Consider the following 15,151-nt stretch of genomic DNA (forward strand, 5'->3'; position numbering starts at 1 on the left):
CTACCCTGGTGGGAGCACTCACACGCCCGGCCGAGTAGATAGTGATCACCGTGACCCGTCCCGAACAGACCTCCCAGCACGAACCCGGCAGCACTCCGCAGCATCGGTACACCGCCGAGCTCGCGGGGCGGATCGAGCAGCGCTGGCAGGAGCTCTGGCGCGAGCGCGGCACCTTCCACGCCCCCAATCCGGTGGGCGATCTCGCCGGCGAGGTGCCCTCCGACAAGCTGTTCGTGCAGGACATGTTCCCGTACCCCTCGGGCTCGGGCCTGCACGTGGGGCACCCGCTCGGGTACATCGCCACCGACGTGTATGCGCGCTTCAACCGCATGCAGGGCCGCAACGTGCTGCACACCCTCGGTTACGACGCCTTCGGTCTGCCGGCCGAGCAGTACGCCGTGCAGACGGGCACGCACCCGCGCACGACCACCGAGGCCAACATCGGGAACATGAAGCGGCAGCTCTCCCGTCTCGGTCTCGGGCACGACGAGCGTCGCTCGGTCGCGACGACCGACGTCGACTTCTACCGCTGGACGCAGTGGATCTTCCTGACGATCTACAACGCCTGGTACGACCGCGAGGCCGGCCGGGCGCGTCGCATCTCCGAACTCGAGGCCGAATTCGCCGACGGCACGCGTCGTCTCGAGGACGGACGCGACTGGGCGTCGCTGTCGGAGGGTGAGCGCGCCGACGTCATCGACTCGTACCGCTTGGTCTACCGGTCGGATTCGCTCGTCAACTGGTGCCCGGGTCTGGGCACGGTGCTCGCCAACGAGGAGGTCACGGCCGACGGCCGCTCCGAGCGCGGCAACTTCCCGGTCTTCCGGAAGAACCTGCGCCAGTGGATGATGCGGATCACCGCCTACTCCGACCGCCTGATCGACGATCTCGAGCATCTGGACTGGACCGACAAGGTCAAGTCCATGCAGCGCAACTGGATCGGGCGCTCGCACGGCGCCCAGGTGAAGTTCGCCGTCGCCGACCACGATTCGGCGATCGAGGTGTTCACCACCCGGCCCGACACCCTGTTCGGTGCCAGCTACGTGACCCTCGCTCCCGAGCACGAACTCGTCGACCGGATCGTCGCCGCGTCCTGGCCCGAGGGCGTCGACCAGCGCTGGACCGGTGGCGCCGCCGATCCGGCTGCCGCGGTCGCGGCCTACCGCGCGTCGATCGCCGCGAAGTCCGATCTCGAGCGGCAGGAGTCGAAGGAGAAGACCGGTGTCTTCCTCGGCGCCTACGCCGTGAACCCGGTCAACGGCGAGCGACTGCCGATCTTCATCGCCGACTACGTCCTCACCGGCTACGGTACCGGCGCGATCATGGCCGTTCCCGGCCACGACCAGCGCGACTGGGAGTTCGCGACCGCCTTCGGTCTGCCCATCCGCGAGGTCATCTCCGGCGGCGACGTCACCGCCGAGGCGTACACCGGCGACGGTGTGCTGGTGAACTCCGGCCTGCTCGACGGTCTCGACGTCGCCGAGGCGAAGAAGACGATCGTCGCGAAGCTCGAGGCGGACGGCGCCGGACGCGGCACCATCCAGTACAAGCTGCGCGACTGGCTGTTCGCGCGGCAGCGGTACTGGGGCGAGCCCTTCCCGATCGTCTACGACGAGCAGGGACGCGCCCATGCTCTGCCCGAATCCGCTCTGCCCGTGGAACTTCCCGAGGTGGAGGATTACGCGCCGGTCTCCTTCGATCCGGACGACGCCGATTCCGAACCGTCCCCGCCGCTCGCGAAGGCGGTGGATTGGATGAACGTCGAGCTCGATCTCGGCGACGGCCTGAAGCGCTACACGCGCGACACCAACGTGATGCCGCAGTGGGCCGGCAGCTCGTGGTACCAGCTGCGCTACATCGACCCCACCAACTCGGAAGCCTTCTGTGACAAGGAGAACGAGGCGTACTGGACCGGCCCGCGGCCGGAACTGCACGGCCCGAACGACCCGGGTGGCGTCGATCTCTACGTCGGCGGTGTCGAGCACGCGGTGCTGCACCTGCTGTACGCGCGGTTCTGGCACAAGGTGCTCTTCGACCTCGGGTACGTCACCTCCTCGGAGCCGTACCGTCGCCTGTTCAACCAGGGTTACATCCAGGCCTACGCCTACACCGACTCGCGCGGCGTGTATGTGCCGGCCGAGGAGGTCGTCGAGCGCGACGGCACGTTCTACTGGACCGGCCCGGACGGTGAGCAGGAGGTCGCTCGCGAGTACGGGAAGATGGGCAAGTCGCTCAAGAACTCCGTCAGCCCCGACCAGATCTTCGACGAGTACGGCGCCGACACCCTGCGCGTCTACGAGATGTCGATGGGCCCGCTCGACCAGTCGCGTCCGTGGGCGACCAAGGACGTCGTCGGCGCGCACCGCTTCCTGCAGCGCGTGTGGCGTCTCGTCGTCGAGGAGGAGGGTGGCGCGCTGCGCGTCACCGACGACACCCCCGGCGACGACACGCTGCGGGCGCTCAACAAGACGGTCGCGGGTGTGTCGGACGACTTCACCCACCTGCGCGACAACACGGCGATCGCCAAGCTCATCGAGTACACGAACCACCTGACGAAGCAGTACCCGTCGGGTGCGCCGCGCAGCGCCGTCGAACCGCTCGTGCTCATGCTCGGCCCGGTCGCCCCGCACCTCGCCGAGGAGATGTGGTCGCGTCTCGGACACACCGAATCGCTTGCGCACGGCCCGTTCCCGGTCGCCGACGAGAAGTGGCTCGTCGAGGACAGCGTCGAGTACCCGATCCAGGTCAACGGCAAGGTGCGCAGCCGCATCACCGTCCCGGCCGACGCCGCACCCCACGCGATCGAGGCCGCCGCGCTCGTGGACGAGAAGATCGCCGACCTGCTCGGCGGTGCCGCACCGCGCAAGGTGATCGTGGTTCCCGGCAAGATGGTCAATGTCGTGAAGTAGCAACCGCTTACGACGGACGAGACCCCGGTGCACAGGATGCACCGGGGTCTCGTCGACTACAACCGGGATCAGGGGTGCTTGTGTTCGATCTTCTCGAACTCGGCGACCTCGCCCGCATCGTGCGCGCGCTCCTCCGCTTCCTTCGCCTCGAGCTGCTTGGCGACGGCATCCTTGAGGGAGACCTTGGCGGGCTCGGCGGCCTCCTGCTCGGCCTTGCGGATGCGCTCCTCGCCCTTCTTCTTCGCGGTCTCGGCGGCCTGGCGCTTCGCGGCGGCCTCCTGGTCGGCCTTCGCGGTCTCGGCGGCCTTCTTCTGCTCGGCCTCCTTCTCCGCCTGCTTCGCGCGTTCCTGCGCACGCTCCCGGGCCTGCTCGACTTCGTTCTCGCGGTCGCGTCGCGCGGCTTCCTGCTGGGCAGCGGCACGTTCACGCGTTCGACGGAGTTCGGCGTCTGCCGCGCGCTTCTCGGCTGCGGCCTGCGCGTCGAGTTTCTCCGCGCGCTTCACCGCCTCGGCGCGTTCGGTGGCGAGCGCCCCGCGGGTGGCGATCTCCTGGTCGTCGAGCACGCTGCCGACGATGCCGTCCAGCATGCCCAGCCCCCGCTCGTACATCAGGCGCGGCGGGGCGTCGGTGGGCAGGAACCGCAACTGCTGCTCGATCAATCCCAGCGGGAAGCGGGCGATCTTGTACTGCAGTCGCAGAACGCTCTTGGGCAGAGTGGCGAGGTTCATGGGCGCATCTCCAACTTCGATGGGGGTACAGCTCCGGTAGGGAATGTCGGTGGTGTTCGTCAGCGATCCGGCTCGTCGGTCAGCGTGCGTTCGAGAGCGTCGGCCTTGCGGCGTTCCTCCTCGGCCTGGAGGCGTGCACGTTCGGCGTCGTGGGAGGCTCGTCGGTGGTCCTCGTCGGCGGCCGCGACCTCTGCGGCGGCATCCGTGACCTGCTCGTTCTCCTCGCGACGTGCCTGTTGTTCGGCGGCTGTGGCCTCACGGGCGGCGTCGGATCGCCCTCGGACGATGTTCTCCTGATGTTCGAGGTCGGCGGCCTGTTTGCGGACCCGTGCCTCCCGCTCGGCCTGCGACTCGACGGCGTCGGTCCGCTGCTGCACGGCCTCGCGTTCCTGTTGTCCGGCCTCGCGGACGGCGTCGAGCTGTTCGACCGCCTCGTCGCTCTCGGCCTCGGCCATGTGCGAGAGGGTGTCGGCCTTCCTGGTCTGCCGAGCCTGCTCCTGCTCGAGACGGCCTTCGGTGGTGAGGGAGTCGTTGCCGGTCAGAGCGCCGGCGACCTCCTTCGCCTTACCGACCACGGTCTGCTTCAACCCGAGGCGTGCCTTGTCGGCCGGACCGGGGCGAGCCCTGTCGGATGCACCAGGGCGAGCCCTGTCGGATGTGTTGTCTTCGACCACGGTCATCTCCTTCCGTACGGGACACGAAGGGGACGGCCCCCATGGCTTGGGGTAGCCAGACGCGGTCGGCTTCAATCCTCGAGAGTCTCGAGAGGGTGGATGTGCGCGCCGACGAAGTCGACGACATCGCCCAGGACCTCGTCCCGATTCGTCTCGTTGAAGATCTCGTGCCGCGCTTCGGGATAGGTCTTCGACGACGCCCCGCGACCTGCCAGCGACGACCATCCGGTGGCGGTGCCGTCGAGGGGAACCAGTCGATCGTCCTCGCCGTGTAACCACAACACGGGCACGTCGTCGACGGCACCGGCGGCGGTGATCGTGTCGATGCAGGTCTTCAGCGCCTGCACGGTGGTGCGCTTGAACGGGCCGTGCCAGACGAGCGGGTCGGCCACGTAGGCGCGACCCACCTCGGGATCACGGGAGAGGGTGGACGGATCGATGGGGGTATCGGGGATCTCCTCGGCCGCGAGCAGGGCGTCGACGGTGGCCCACCTGCCGAGGACCGGCCCGGACAGGACGACCGCGGTCAGCTCCGCTCCGTATCGCTGCGCGTACCGGGCGGCGATCATGCCGCCCATCGAGTGCCCGACGAGCGCGACCGGCAGGTCGGGATGTTCGCGTCGCGCCGTGAGATCGAGCAGGCGGAAGTCGTCGACCACCTTCTCGAAGTCGTCGATCAGAACGCGTTCGCCGTCGCTGAGACCGTGACCGATGTGGTCCACCGCATAGACGGCGGCGCCGTCGGCGACCAGGCGCGCTGCCACGTATTCGTAGCGTCCGCAGTGCTCGCCGTAACCGTGGCACAGCAGCGCCACGTAGCGCGGGGTCTCGTCGACCCACTTGCGCGCTGCGAGGGCGCCGGCGTGTCCGTCGAGGGTGAAGGCGACAGCGTCGATCATCGGGTCTCCGATCGTTCCGGGTGATGGCGATGTCATCGTCCTCCGGCGCGGGGTCTTCCGAGTGGGAATCGTGAGTGCATCCGCGGAACCGGCCCACTACCGTCGATTGAAACGTGTTCCCGATTCGAACGAAGGAGACCTCATGTCACCGAGTCGGGACGCGATCCGCGCCACCGTCGAGAACTACGTGAAGTCCGTTGCCTCGGGCACCGTCGACGACGTCCTCGCCCTGTACGCACCGGGCGCGACCGTCGAGGATCCGGTCGGCACACCCGTCCGCGCGACCGAGGCCGAGATCCGCGAGTTCTACGGAGTGGTCGAACCACTCGCGCAGACCGGTGAGGTGATCACCCTCAAGATCGCGGAGAACAACGCCGCTTTCGTGTTCCGCCTGGTCACGCACCTGGGTGAGCAGGATCTGATCATGGAGGTCGTCGACGTGATGACCTTCGACGACGACGCGAGGATCACGAGCATGAGGGCGTTCTGGAGCCAGGAGGACATGCAGACCGTCCCCGCCTCCTGATGGGCAGCCGCATCGTCGAGGTCGATGGTTTCACGTGGAACATCGACGATCGGGGTGACGGGCCCGCGGTCGTCTGTGCCACGGCTTCCCCGGCCTGGGGTATCGCTACCGGCACCAGTTCGCGCCGCTCGTCGACGCCGGATACCGTGCCGTCGCCCCCGACATGCCCGGCTACGGCCGAACCGACCGGCCCCGGGAGGCCGAGGAGTACACGAACGTCGCGATTTCCAATCGCCTCGTCCGACTGCTCGACGTCCTCGGGACGATGTCGGGGTCGTCGGCGCTCGAACGGATGCGTGCCTTCGTCCCCGATCTGCGCGGTGCCCACCTGCTCGAGGGCGCGGGGCATTTCGTGCAGATGGAACGTCGCGACGAGGTGAACAACCTCCTCCTGCGTTTCCTCTCCGGATCCGGATACCGACGAGAACCGCCGAACAGCACTTTCACCGGCGATCATCGACCTAGCATGACGGCGTGGCCAGCGACACGGTTCGTGGATTCGGTCTGGCACTCGCCCTGACGGCACTGGTGGCGGGTGCCTGCTCGTCGGGCGGTTCGGTCGAGACGACGACGCCCGTGCAACTGCATGTCGCCACCGCGCAGGACGACCCGTGGACGCCGCGTCTCGTGCCGCCGCAGGTGCCGGTCGCGGTGCCGCCAGCTCCCCCCGAAGTCGTCGAGGAAGGCGGTGATCCGGTCACCGCGACCGCCGGGACCCCGGCCGTTTCCGGTGATCGGCCGGCGCTCTACGGGGGCAGTCTCGACCGGCCCCTGTGCGACCGCGAAGGGCTCATCCTTCATCTGGAGGAGGATCCCGCCAAGGCCGAAGCGTGGCGCGGTGTCCTCGGCGTGCCCGACATCCGCGGCTACACCGACACCCTCACGGCGGTCCTGTTGCGCGCCGACACCCGGGTGACCATGCACGAGTACCGCGACGGTGCGGCGCGGCCCGTGCAGTCGCTGCTCGAACGCGGCACGATCGTCCTCGTCGACGAACTCGGTGTTCCGCGCGTGCGGTGCGTGCGCGGCAATCCGCTGTCCGCGCCGGTGCTCACCGGAAACGACGAACTCGAAGGTCCGAAATGGCCCGGACTGAACGCCGAGCGGATGTTCGTCGTCCAGCCCGCCGCGACTGCCGTGCGGGAGTTGGAGGTCATCGACATCACGACCGGCGCGATGGTCCCCGTGCCGGTCGGTGAGGCCCTGCCGAAAACCATGGCTCCGGCCGCACCGGAGACCACGGAGGAAACCCGCCCGGAGACCGAGGCGCTGCAGGTACCCGTTCCTGCACCGCGGCGCGATCCGGTGCCGGAAGCCGCGGCACCACCACCGCCTCCTCCCCCGGCCGCCGCCTCCGCAGATCCAGATCCAGATTCCGGGCGCTCCCCCGGTCGTGATCCCCCTGCCGTTCTGAGCCGCCAGCTCTTTCGAGTCGTCAGCGAGGACGCAGAACGACCTCGGTGGGGTGGGCGTCGACCGGCGCCTCGACGACCTGCCGCACCGCACGCGCCACCGTGCCGGGGCTGAGGAACTGCGACGGGTCGTACTCGCGGCCCTCCGACGCGACGATCGCGCGCTGCATGTCCGTGTCGATCCGGCCCGGGTGGATCGAGGTGACCCGCAGCGCGGGTTCCTCCTCGCGCAGCGCGTCGCCGAACGCCCGCAGTGCGAACTTGCTCGCGGCGTAGGCACCCCACCCGGGGCGAACGCGCAGACCCGCCCCCGAGTTGATGAGCACCACGTGGCCGTTCGCGGTCCGCAGGGCCGGTAGCAACACCTGCGTCAGGGCGACGACGGCGACGACGTTCGCCTCGAACGTCTCGCGCCACTGCCGGGGCTCGCTGTCGGCGATCGTGCCCAGTTCGGCGACGCCCGCGTTGTGGACGAGCACGTCGAGCCGATCGATGTCGGCGGCGGCCGCGGCGACGGCGACGTGATCGAGCAGGTCCACGGGCCACGGCGTGGCGTCGGGCAGTTCCTCGAGGATCGCATCGAGCGACTCGCGACGTCGTCCGCCGAGGAGCAGATCGTGGGTGGGAGCGAGTTCCTGGGCGATCGCGGCGCCGAGACCGCGACCCCCTCCGGTGACGAGAGCTGTGGGGCGCATGATCACGAGCCTAGGAAGCAGACGGTGGGGCGGCCACCGCACCGTGCTCGAGACCGGCCAGGATCTCGGCGAGCCGGTCGTCCGGAGGGGTCTCCACCGCCGGGTCGCGCGGGAACCGGAGTTCGAGGAACGCCTTGGGTCGCGACAGCACGTACTCGCGCGCCAGATTCCTCAGCCGCGTGCGCAGTCGCACGTCGTTGGCGGCGCGGACTCCGGCGATGTCGATGCCCGCCCGCCGGCACAACGCCACTGCGCGCGGAAGGTGGAAGGCCTGGGTCGTGATCAGCGCCTGCCGCACGCCGTAGGTGGCCACCGCACGCCGGGCGGTGTCGTAGGTGTCGAGACCGTACGGGTCGGCGACGATCCGTTCCCGGTTCACACCCTGCTCGACGAGATACGCGATCATCGCCTCGATCTCGTCGCCCGAGGTTCCGGCCCCGTCGCCCGAGACGAGCACGGCTTGCACCCGTCCCCGTGCCATCAACGCGACCGCGACGTCGAGGCGGCTGCGGAGCACCCGCATCGGACGGCCCTCGTGCACCCGCGCGCCCGGCACGATCACCACCGGGGCGGGCGGCGCGCCGTCCACCTCGTACATGAGGTCCTTCGCTTCGGACGCCACGCGGGCGGAGACGAGTGTCAGCGCGGACACCGCACCGACGACCAGTGCGGAGACCGCACCGAGGGGGGACGACGACCGGACGGATTCGAGCATGCGTCCCAGATTACGGACGCCCGGCGGCCACAATGGAGGGGTGGACCCCGTCGACGCACTCCGCGAAGTCGCCTTCTGGCTCGAACGCGAACACGCCGACACCTACCGTGTGCAGGCCTATCGACGCGCGGCGGAGGTGCTCGCCGAGGTGAGCGACCACAAGCGGGAGGTTCTGCGGAAGACCGACTCGTGGACCGATCTGCCGGGCGTCGGGAAGAAGACCGCGACGGTCGTCCGGGAGTCGTTCGACAAAGTGCCCGCCTATCTCGAGCAGTTACGCGAGGAGGCCGACCCGATCGGGCGCGGCGGCCGCGACCTGCTCGAGTCCCTGCGCGGCGACCTGCACACCCACTCGAACTGGTCCGACGGCGGCAGCCCGATCGACGAGATGCACCGCGTCGCGTCGACGATGATCGGGCACGAGTACTTTGCCCTCACCGACCACTCCCCTCGCCTGAAGGTCGCGAACGGGCTCACCGCGGAGCGGTTGCGCTCGCAGCTCGCCGTCGTCGCGGAGATCAACGAGAATGGCAGTGGTGCAAGGATTCTCACGGGTATCGAGGTCGATATCCTCGACGACGGGTCGCTCGACCAGGACGAGGGGCTGCTCGCCGAACTCGACGTCGTCGTCGCGAGCGTGCACTCGAACTTGCGGGCCGACCGGTCGGCGATGACGAAACGCATGCTGCGTGCGGCGGCGAATCCCCACGTCGACGTCCTCGGGCACTGCACCGGCCGGCTCGTCGCCGGGGGGCGCGGAAACCGTCCCGAGTCGAAGTTCGACGCCGAGAAGGTCTTCGCCGCGTGTCGCGATCACGACACCGCCGTCGAGATCAACTGCCGGCCCGAACGCCGCGACCCGCCGTCGCGTCTCATCGATCTCGCACTCGGGATGGGTTGCCTGTTCTCCATCGACACCGATGCACATGCACCGGGACAACTCGATTGGCTCGGGTACGGTTGCGAACGTGCCGCCGAGCGGGGCGTCGAACCCGAACAGGTGATCAACACCTGGGAGGTCGACGACCTGCTGGCGTGGGCCGACAGGTAGGAGATGCGCGTGGAACACGTCGACGTACTGATCGTGGGAGCCGGGCTGTCCGGCATCGATGCCGGTTACCGGTTGCAGACACAGTGCCCGGATTTGGGGTACGCCATCCTCGAGAGTCGCGACGCGATCGGTGGTACGTGGGATCTGTTCCGCTATCCCGGGATCCGGTCGGACAGCGACATGTACACGCTCGGCTTCCCGTTCCGCCCGTGGCGGGGTGAGAAGTCCATCGCCGACGGCCCCGACATTCTGCAGTACATCCGCGACACCGCTGCAGAATTCGGCATCGACCGGCAGATCCGTTTCGGCCACAAGGTGATCGACGCATCCTGGTCGTCGGATGATGCCCGGTGGACGGTGCGTGCCTCGACCGGGCAGGGTACCGTCGAGATGTCCTGTTCCTTCCTCTATCTCTGCAGCGGCTACTACAGCTACGAGTCCGGATACCTCCCCGACATCCCCGGCCTGCAGGACTTCGCGGGTACGGTCGTACATCCGCAGTTCTGGCCCGAGGACCTCGATTACGAGGGGAAGAAGATCGTGGTGATCGGCAGCGGCGCCACGGCCGTCACTCTCGTGCCCGCGCTCGCGGAGAAGGCCGAACACGTGACGATGCTGCAACGCTCCCCCACCTACGTGATGTCGCTGCCGGCGCGCGACCCGATCGCGACGCGGATACGACGCCTGTTGCCCGACAAGGTGGCCCATCGCGCGGTGCGGACGAAGAACGTCGTGGTCAACCTCGGTTTCTACCAGTTCTGTCAGCGGTTCCCGTCGGCTGCGAAACGCGTGCTGCGCACTCTCACCGAACGTCGCCTGCGCGGCAGGATCCCGGTCGATCCCCACTTCTCACCGCGTTACGACCCGTGGGATCAGCGACTGTGCGTGGTCCCCGACTCCGATCTGTTCCGCACCCTGCGCGCCGGGAACGCCGAGATCGTCACCGACCGGATCGACACCGTCACCGAGAAGAGCGTCCACCTCGAGTCCGGCCGCGAACTCGAGGCCGAGATCCTGATTCCCGCAACGGGTCTGCAACTGGTGCCCGCCGGGGGGATCGAGTTCGTCGTGGACGGGGAGAAGATCGACCTCTCCACCCGGTTCATCTACCGCGGGATGATGCTCGACGGCCTGCCCAATGCCGCGATGTGCCTCGGTTACACCAACGCGTCGTGGACCCTGCGCGCCGATCTCGCGTCCCTGTACGTGTGCCGGTTGCTGCGGTACATGCGCCGCAACGGCTACCGCTCGGCGGTGCCGAGGTATTCGGGCGACGGGCGTACCCGCCCGCTGCTCGGTCTCGACGCCGGCTACATCCACCGCGCGGAAGGTGCTCTGCCCAAGCAGGGTTCGCGCAGCCCATGGCTGATGCGGCAGAACTATCTCCTCGACCTGCCCACCATGCGGCTCGGGCGTGTCGACGAATCGATGCAGTTCACGCCCTGACGGTCAGCGCCGGCGCGCCGCCAGGTGGACGTCGGGAAAGCGATGGTCGGCGTCGGGACGGCCGACCGTCCGCCACACCTCGTCGAATCCGGCGTCGGACAAGGCCGCGGCGAGACGATCCGGGTGCCACCGCCAGGCCGGCGCCACCGCGTGGTCGAACTCGACCACCTCACCCGGCTCGTCGGTGGTCTGCCCCGCGACGAGCACCACGCCCCCGGGCGGGATCCTCTCCGCCCACCCGGCCAGGACCCTGGGGATCTCGAGCGGCGGAACGTGGATGAGGCTGAACCGCGCGATGATCGCGCTCGGAACCACACCGCGGAGATCGTCGGACCCAAGTCGCGCGTCGTCCCGCACGAATCGCAGCGCGGGGTAGGCGCCCCGCGCGATGCGCAGCATCTCGGTGCTGGGATCGAGGCCGATCACGTCGAGTCCGCGGTCGGCGAGATCCGCGGCCACGTATCCGGGCCCGCAGCCCACGTCCAGCACGACACCCTGCACCTGGCTCTGGCACACCATCTCGGCGAAGGCGGCGACGGTGTGGCGTTCGAGCGGAGTCAGGTACGGATCGGGAAACAGCTCGACGTACAGATCCGCGAGGGCATCGTATCCGGGCTGGGTCACCCCGGCATGGTACGACGGGCCGCGATGAGTTCGACCCCGTTCGCAGGTCCTATCCACGACGAGGCAGTGACCACGGGAGGGAATTCATGATCATCGTCGCAGGACATCTCACCGTCGACGCCGACAGGCGTGAGTTCTATCTGGCGACCTGCAGGTCCGTCGTCGAGGCCGCCCGTAGAGCGCCGGGCTGCCTCGACTTCGCTGTCACCGCCGACCTGATCGAGCCCGACCGCGTCTGCATCTACGAACGGTGGGAGTCACAGGCACACCTCGACGACTTCCGCGGCAGCGGACCCGACGACGATCAGGCCCGGGAGATCCGGTCGATGGAGGTCTCCGAGTACCTCGTCCCGGACGTGCAGCCGTCGAACGAGTAGTTCTCGTCGCAGATCCCGCCGGAAATCGACAGGATCTGCGCACGCCGTCAGCGTTGCTCGAGCTTCTCGTCGGGATACCGCGCGAACCGGCCGGCGTCACGTTCGTGCACGGGACCGTCGCTGTCCCAGGGCCATCCGCCGAATCCGGTGCGGCGGTAGTCCTCGAACGCCTGGCGGACACCCGCCTCGTCGTTGAGCACGAACGGGCCGTACGAGACGACGGGTTCGCCGATCGGGCGACCCTGCAGCATCAGGATCTGCGTGCCCTCGTCGCCGCCGGTGAGGTGCACCGGCACCGACGCGTCGACGACGACCCCGTGCCCGGACTCGATCGTCCGGTCACCGATCCGCACGGGGGAACCGTTGTACACGTACAGGACCCGTTGCGTCTGCTCACCGCGCGCGGCCGGCAGTTCCCAGCGCGCACCGGACGACAGGTCGATGTTCCAGATCGCCACGTCGGTGCCGGGTCGGGATGCCCACGAATTCGGCGGGGGCGGCGGCGGAGTCGCGCCGTCGAGCTCACCGGCGATGACGCGGATGGAGACGGTGCGTCCGTCCTCGTCCGCGACCGTCACGGTGGGGGTGTCCTCGTTCCACAGCATCGAGAAGTGCGGGTCGACGGTCTTCGACTCGGCGGGCAGGTTCAGCCAGATCTGGAACAGCTCGAGGGGATTGCCCGAATCCTTGTTCAGCAGAGGGAACATCTCGCTGTGGACGATGCCGTTTCCGGCGGTGAGCCACTGCGTGTCGCCCTCACCGAAACGCGCCGCCGCACCCACCGAATCGGAGTGGTCGACGAAACCCGAGCGCACGAAGGTCACCGTCTCGAAGCCGCGGTGCGGATGGCCGGGGAATCCCGGGACGGTGGTTCCGTGGTACATGCTCCAGCCCGCCGGGTTTCCGAAGTCCTGGCCGAGCGGGCGGCCGTCGAGCGACGCGTCGGGTCCGAGTTCGTCGTTGCCCGCCGGATACGCGTCGACATGGTGCGCGACGAACAGGAACGGATCGATGGTCTGCCAGGGCATACCGAGCCGGAAGACCTGGAGTACCGGAGTAGGGGCTGCTGACGTCATGACCCGTGCAACTCCGTGCCCGTGCTCTTTGTTCCGGGTGGTGTGGTGGCCTCGCTGTCGTCGAGCACACGCGCCCCGGCGGCGAACTTCTCCACCTGGTCACCCAGCCGGATCTGTGCCGGGACGGCACCGCCGAGCAGGTCGCGGGCCAGGGCCGGGGAGTCGCCGAGCGGCAGGTCGCTGCCGGCGATGACGACGTTGCCGTAGCGGCGTCCCTTGAGCATCGCGGGGTCGGCGACGATCACGGTGTGCTCGAAGACCGCACCGATCGTCGCGGCCTCACGTTTCGCGACGGTCAGGTCGCGGAAGTCGCCGCAGTTGACGACGTAGACACCGCCGGGCGCGAGCACGCGTCGGGCGTGCTGTGTGAACTGGAGGGTGGTGAGTGCGACGGGAGTGCGGTTGTAGGCGAAGACATCCCGCACGATCACGTCGCGGCTCGCGTCGGAGAGCGAGGTGAGGACCTGACGGGCCTCCCCCACCCGGATACGCAGCAACGGAGCGCGGGGCAGATCGAACCAGTGGCGGACGAGTTCGGCGAGGCGACCATCGATCTCGACGACGACCTGCCGAGCGTCGGGGTAGACCGCGGCGAAGTAGCGCGCCATCGTGCACGCACCCCCACCGAGGTGCAGCACGCGCAATCTCGAGTCGTGTTCGAACCTGCTCTCGACGAGCATCGCGATCCACCGCATGTACTCGAACTCGAGCAGGGCCGGGTCGCTCAGGTCGATGTGCGAGCTGGGCACCCCGTTGATCTCGAGGACCCATCCGTCGGCGAGATAGCGGTCCTTGACGAGCTCGCACGTACCCGTGTCGATGTCGTACAACCCCTCGGCCGGGCCGCCCGGTGCACCCGTCTTCTCCTTGCGCGGCGACGATGCGGCGCGGCCACCTCGTTGCCTGCTCATACGACGAGCCTAGTACCGGCTCGTTTGCCTCGGATCAGAGGCATCGTGCCGACGAACGAACTCTGGTCGGGGAAGAACAGCTGGTTGAACACCAGGCTCGCAGCCGTCGCGTAGAGGAAGAAGTCGTACCACTCCACCGTGGTGCCGAGCAGGCTCGCCGCGACCACGGTGCGTAGTCTCCTGCGACGATCGAGATCGGACTCGGGTGCGGAACTGGGCTGTGACAGCGTGGTCACGGACTCGATTCCCGGTGGTGGACAGCGTGCAACCCGGCGACGCCAACCACGTCCGACACATTCACACACGGGCGGGCAACGGCCCGGTCGACTTCAAGGCCGAATACATCCAGGTCGAGAACGCCCAGCTCCAGCGCATCCCCGATCCGGTGCCGCCGCTCTTCTTCGGCGGGTCCTCTCCCGCCGCCGGCACCGTCGCATCGCAGTTCTGCGACACCTATCTCACGTGGGGTGAGCCGCCGGCCGCCGTCGCCGACAAGATCGCGTGGATCCGCGGCCTTGCCGACATCCAGGGACGCACCCTCGACTACGGCATCCGCCTGCACGTCATCAGCCGGGACACCTCCGACGAGGCCTGGGCCGAGGCCGACCGCCTGCTCTCCGCGCTCGACCCCGCGACCATCGAGAAGGCCCAGCAGAGCCTGGCCCGCTCCGGTTCCGAGGGGCAGCGCCGGATGGTCGAGCTGCACGGCGGCGGCAGCGCTTACGCCGCGAGCAAGGACGCCCGCAGCCTCGAGGTCTCCCCCAACCTGTGGGCGGGCGTCGGACTCGTCCGTGGTGGCGCGGGCACCGCGCTCGTGGGTTCCCACGAGGAGGTCGCCGACCGCATCGCCGAGTACGCCGAGATCGGACTCGACCACTTCGTGCTGTCGGGCTACCCGCATCTCGAGGAGGCCTACCGCTTCGGTGAGGGCGTGCGTCCGATCCTCGAGCGTCGCGGCCTGCTCGTCCCGGCCTCCCACCGCCCGGGCGACCTGTCGGGCTCGACGGCCTTCCTGCCCTCCGCGCACTGACCATCCCCTGACACATCGATACAGCACAGCTCGACACAGCGCCGGCGCGAAATGTGTCGGCGCTGTTACAGCTGCGGC

The 15,151-nt window shown here is 68.6% G+C and carries 15 protein-coding genes and 2 pseudogenes; 8 read left to right on the top strand and 9 right to left on the bottom strand.

Annotation, left to right across the window (positions count from 1 at the left end; genetic code table 11):
- Positions 1 to 41 precede the first annotated feature (41 nt).
- Entirely contained in the window at positions 42 to 2,909 is a 2,868-nt protein-coding gene (gene leuS, locus A5767_RS16105) for a leucine--tRNA ligase (RefSeq protein WP_006550876.1), read from the top strand.
- A 68-nt stretch (positions 2,910 to 2,977) separates the two neighbouring features.
- Here leuS and A5767_RS16110 read toward each other — a convergent pair whose 3' ends face one another.
- From A5767_RS16110 to A5767_RS16120, 3 genes are all read right to left on the bottom strand, one after another.
- Positions 2,978 to 3,637, bottom strand: a complete 660-nt coding sequence (locus A5767_RS16110) for a hypothetical protein (protein WP_064852685.1) — start codon at positions 3,635 to 3,637, stop codon at positions 2,978 to 2,980.
- Positions 3,638 to 3,696: 59 nt separating this feature from the next.
- A complete protein-coding gene (locus tag A5767_RS16115; RefSeq protein ID WP_082937718.1) occupies positions 3,697 to 4,317 on the bottom strand; it encodes a CsbD family protein in 621 nt (206 codons plus the stop codon).
- A gap of 65 nt (positions 4,318 to 4,382) precedes the next feature.
- The gene (locus tag A5767_RS16120) at positions 4,383 to 5,210 is read right to left on the bottom strand and encodes an alpha/beta hydrolase (RefSeq protein ID WP_064852686.1); all 828 of its coding nucleotides are present in this window, start codon (positions 5,208 to 5,210) and stop codon (positions 4,383 to 4,385) included.
- A 142-nt stretch (positions 5,211 to 5,352) separates the two neighbouring features.
- Here A5767_RS16120 and A5767_RS16125 point away from each other — a divergent pair, with 142 nt between their 5' ends.
- The 3 genes from A5767_RS16125 to A5767_RS16135 all read left to right on the top strand — a co-directional run bounded on the left by A5767_RS16125 (position 5,353) and on the right by A5767_RS16135 (position 7,263).
- A complete protein-coding gene (locus tag A5767_RS16125; protein WP_059381922.1) occupies positions 5,353 to 5,736 on the top strand; it encodes a nuclear transport factor 2 family protein in 384 nt (127 codons plus the stop codon).
- A 94-nt stretch (positions 5,737 to 5,830) separates the two neighbouring features.
- On the top strand, positions 5,831 to 6,256 hold the full coding sequence (locus tag A5767_RS24180) for a hypothetical protein (RefSeq protein ID WP_231913207.1): 426 nt from the start codon (positions 5,831 to 5,833) through the stop codon (positions 6,254 to 6,256).
- Complete coding sequence (locus tag A5767_RS16135) at positions 6,211 to 7,263, top strand: DUF6777 domain-containing protein (RefSeq protein ID WP_231913206.1); 1,053 nt, start codon at positions 6,211 to 6,213, stop codon at positions 7,261 to 7,263. Before A5767_RS24180 ends, A5767_RS16135 begins: the two co-directional genes overlap by 46 nt.
- Here the strand turns inward: A5767_RS16135 and A5767_RS16140 are convergent.
- Positions 7,172 to 7,843, bottom strand: a complete 672-nt coding sequence (locus A5767_RS16140) for an SDR family oxidoreductase (protein WP_037217432.1) — start codon at positions 7,841 to 7,843, stop codon at positions 7,172 to 7,174. The genes A5767_RS16135 and A5767_RS16140 overlap by 92 nt on opposite strands.
- A gap of 10 nt (positions 7,844 to 7,853) precedes the next feature.
- The gene (locus tag A5767_RS16145; RefSeq protein ID WP_006550869.1) at positions 7,854 to 8,558 is read right to left on the bottom strand and encodes a SanA/YdcF family protein; all 705 of its coding nucleotides are present in this window, start codon (positions 8,556 to 8,558) and stop codon (positions 7,854 to 7,856) included.
- 40 nt (positions 8,559 to 8,598) lie between these two features.
- On the opposite strand from A5767_RS16145, the gene A5767_RS16150 reads away from it, so the two are divergent.
- Positions 8,599 to 9,609 carry a PHP domain-containing protein gene (locus A5767_RS16150; RefSeq protein WP_064852688.1) on the top strand — a complete coding sequence of 337 codons (1,011 nt, stop codon included), beginning with the start codon at positions 8,599 to 8,601 and terminating at the stop codon, positions 9,607 to 9,609.
- A gap of 3 nt (positions 9,610 to 9,612) precedes the next feature.
- Positions 9,613 to 11,055: a flavin-containing monooxygenase gene (locus tag A5767_RS16155; RefSeq protein WP_064852689.1), complete on the top strand. Its 1,443-nt coding sequence runs from the start codon at positions 9,613 to 9,615 to the stop codon at positions 11,053 to 11,055.
- Between the two features lie 3 nt (positions 11,056 to 11,058).
- On the opposite strand, the gene A5767_RS16160 is transcribed toward A5767_RS16155, so the two are convergent.
- Complete coding sequence (locus tag A5767_RS16160) at positions 11,059 to 11,679, bottom strand: class I SAM-dependent methyltransferase (protein ID WP_064852690.1); 621 nt, start codon at positions 11,677 to 11,679, stop codon at positions 11,059 to 11,061.
- An 86-nt stretch (positions 11,680 to 11,765) separates the two neighbouring features.
- On the opposite strand from A5767_RS16160, the gene A5767_RS16165 reads away from it, so the two are divergent.
- Positions 11,766 to 12,056, top strand: coding sequence for a putative quinol monooxygenase (locus A5767_RS16165; RefSeq protein WP_006550865.1), 291 nt, complete (start codon positions 11,766 to 11,768; stop codon positions 12,054 to 12,056).
- 47 nt (positions 12,057 to 12,103) lie between these two features.
- On the opposite strand, the gene A5767_RS16170 is transcribed toward A5767_RS16165, so the two are convergent.
- The 3 genes and pseudogenes from A5767_RS16170 to A5767_RS22725 all read right to left on the bottom strand — a co-directional run.
- The gene (locus A5767_RS16170) at positions 12,104 to 13,132 is read right to left on the bottom strand and encodes a pirin family protein (protein ID WP_442978766.1); all 1,029 of its coding nucleotides are present in this window, start codon (positions 13,130 to 13,132) and stop codon (positions 12,104 to 12,106) included.
- Positions 13,129 to 14,043, bottom strand: coding sequence for a spermidine synthase (locus tag A5767_RS16175; protein WP_064852692.1), 915 nt, complete (start codon positions 14,041 to 14,043; stop codon positions 13,129 to 13,131). The genes A5767_RS16170 and A5767_RS16175 overlap by 4 nt, the downstream gene beginning before the upstream one ends.
- 41 nt (positions 14,044 to 14,084) lie before the next feature.
- Positions 14,085 to 14,279: pseudogene (locus tag A5767_RS22725) on the bottom strand (MFS transporter); the annotation flags it as partial.
- Between the two features lie 71 nt (positions 14,280 to 14,350).
- On the opposite strand from A5767_RS22725, the pseudogene A5767_RS16180 reads away from it, so the two are divergent.
- Positions 14,351 to 15,073 (top strand): annotated as a pseudogene (locus A5767_RS16180) (LLM class flavin-dependent oxidoreductase); the annotation flags it as partial.
- Positions 15,074 to 15,151: the final 78 nt, after the last annotated feature.

The organism is Rhodococcus sp. 852002-51564_SCH6189132-a (assembly GCF_001665495.1).
Classification (GTDB): Bacteria; Actinomycetota; Actinomycetes; order Mycobacteriales; family Mycobacteriaceae; genus Rhodococcus; species Rhodococcus pyridinivorans.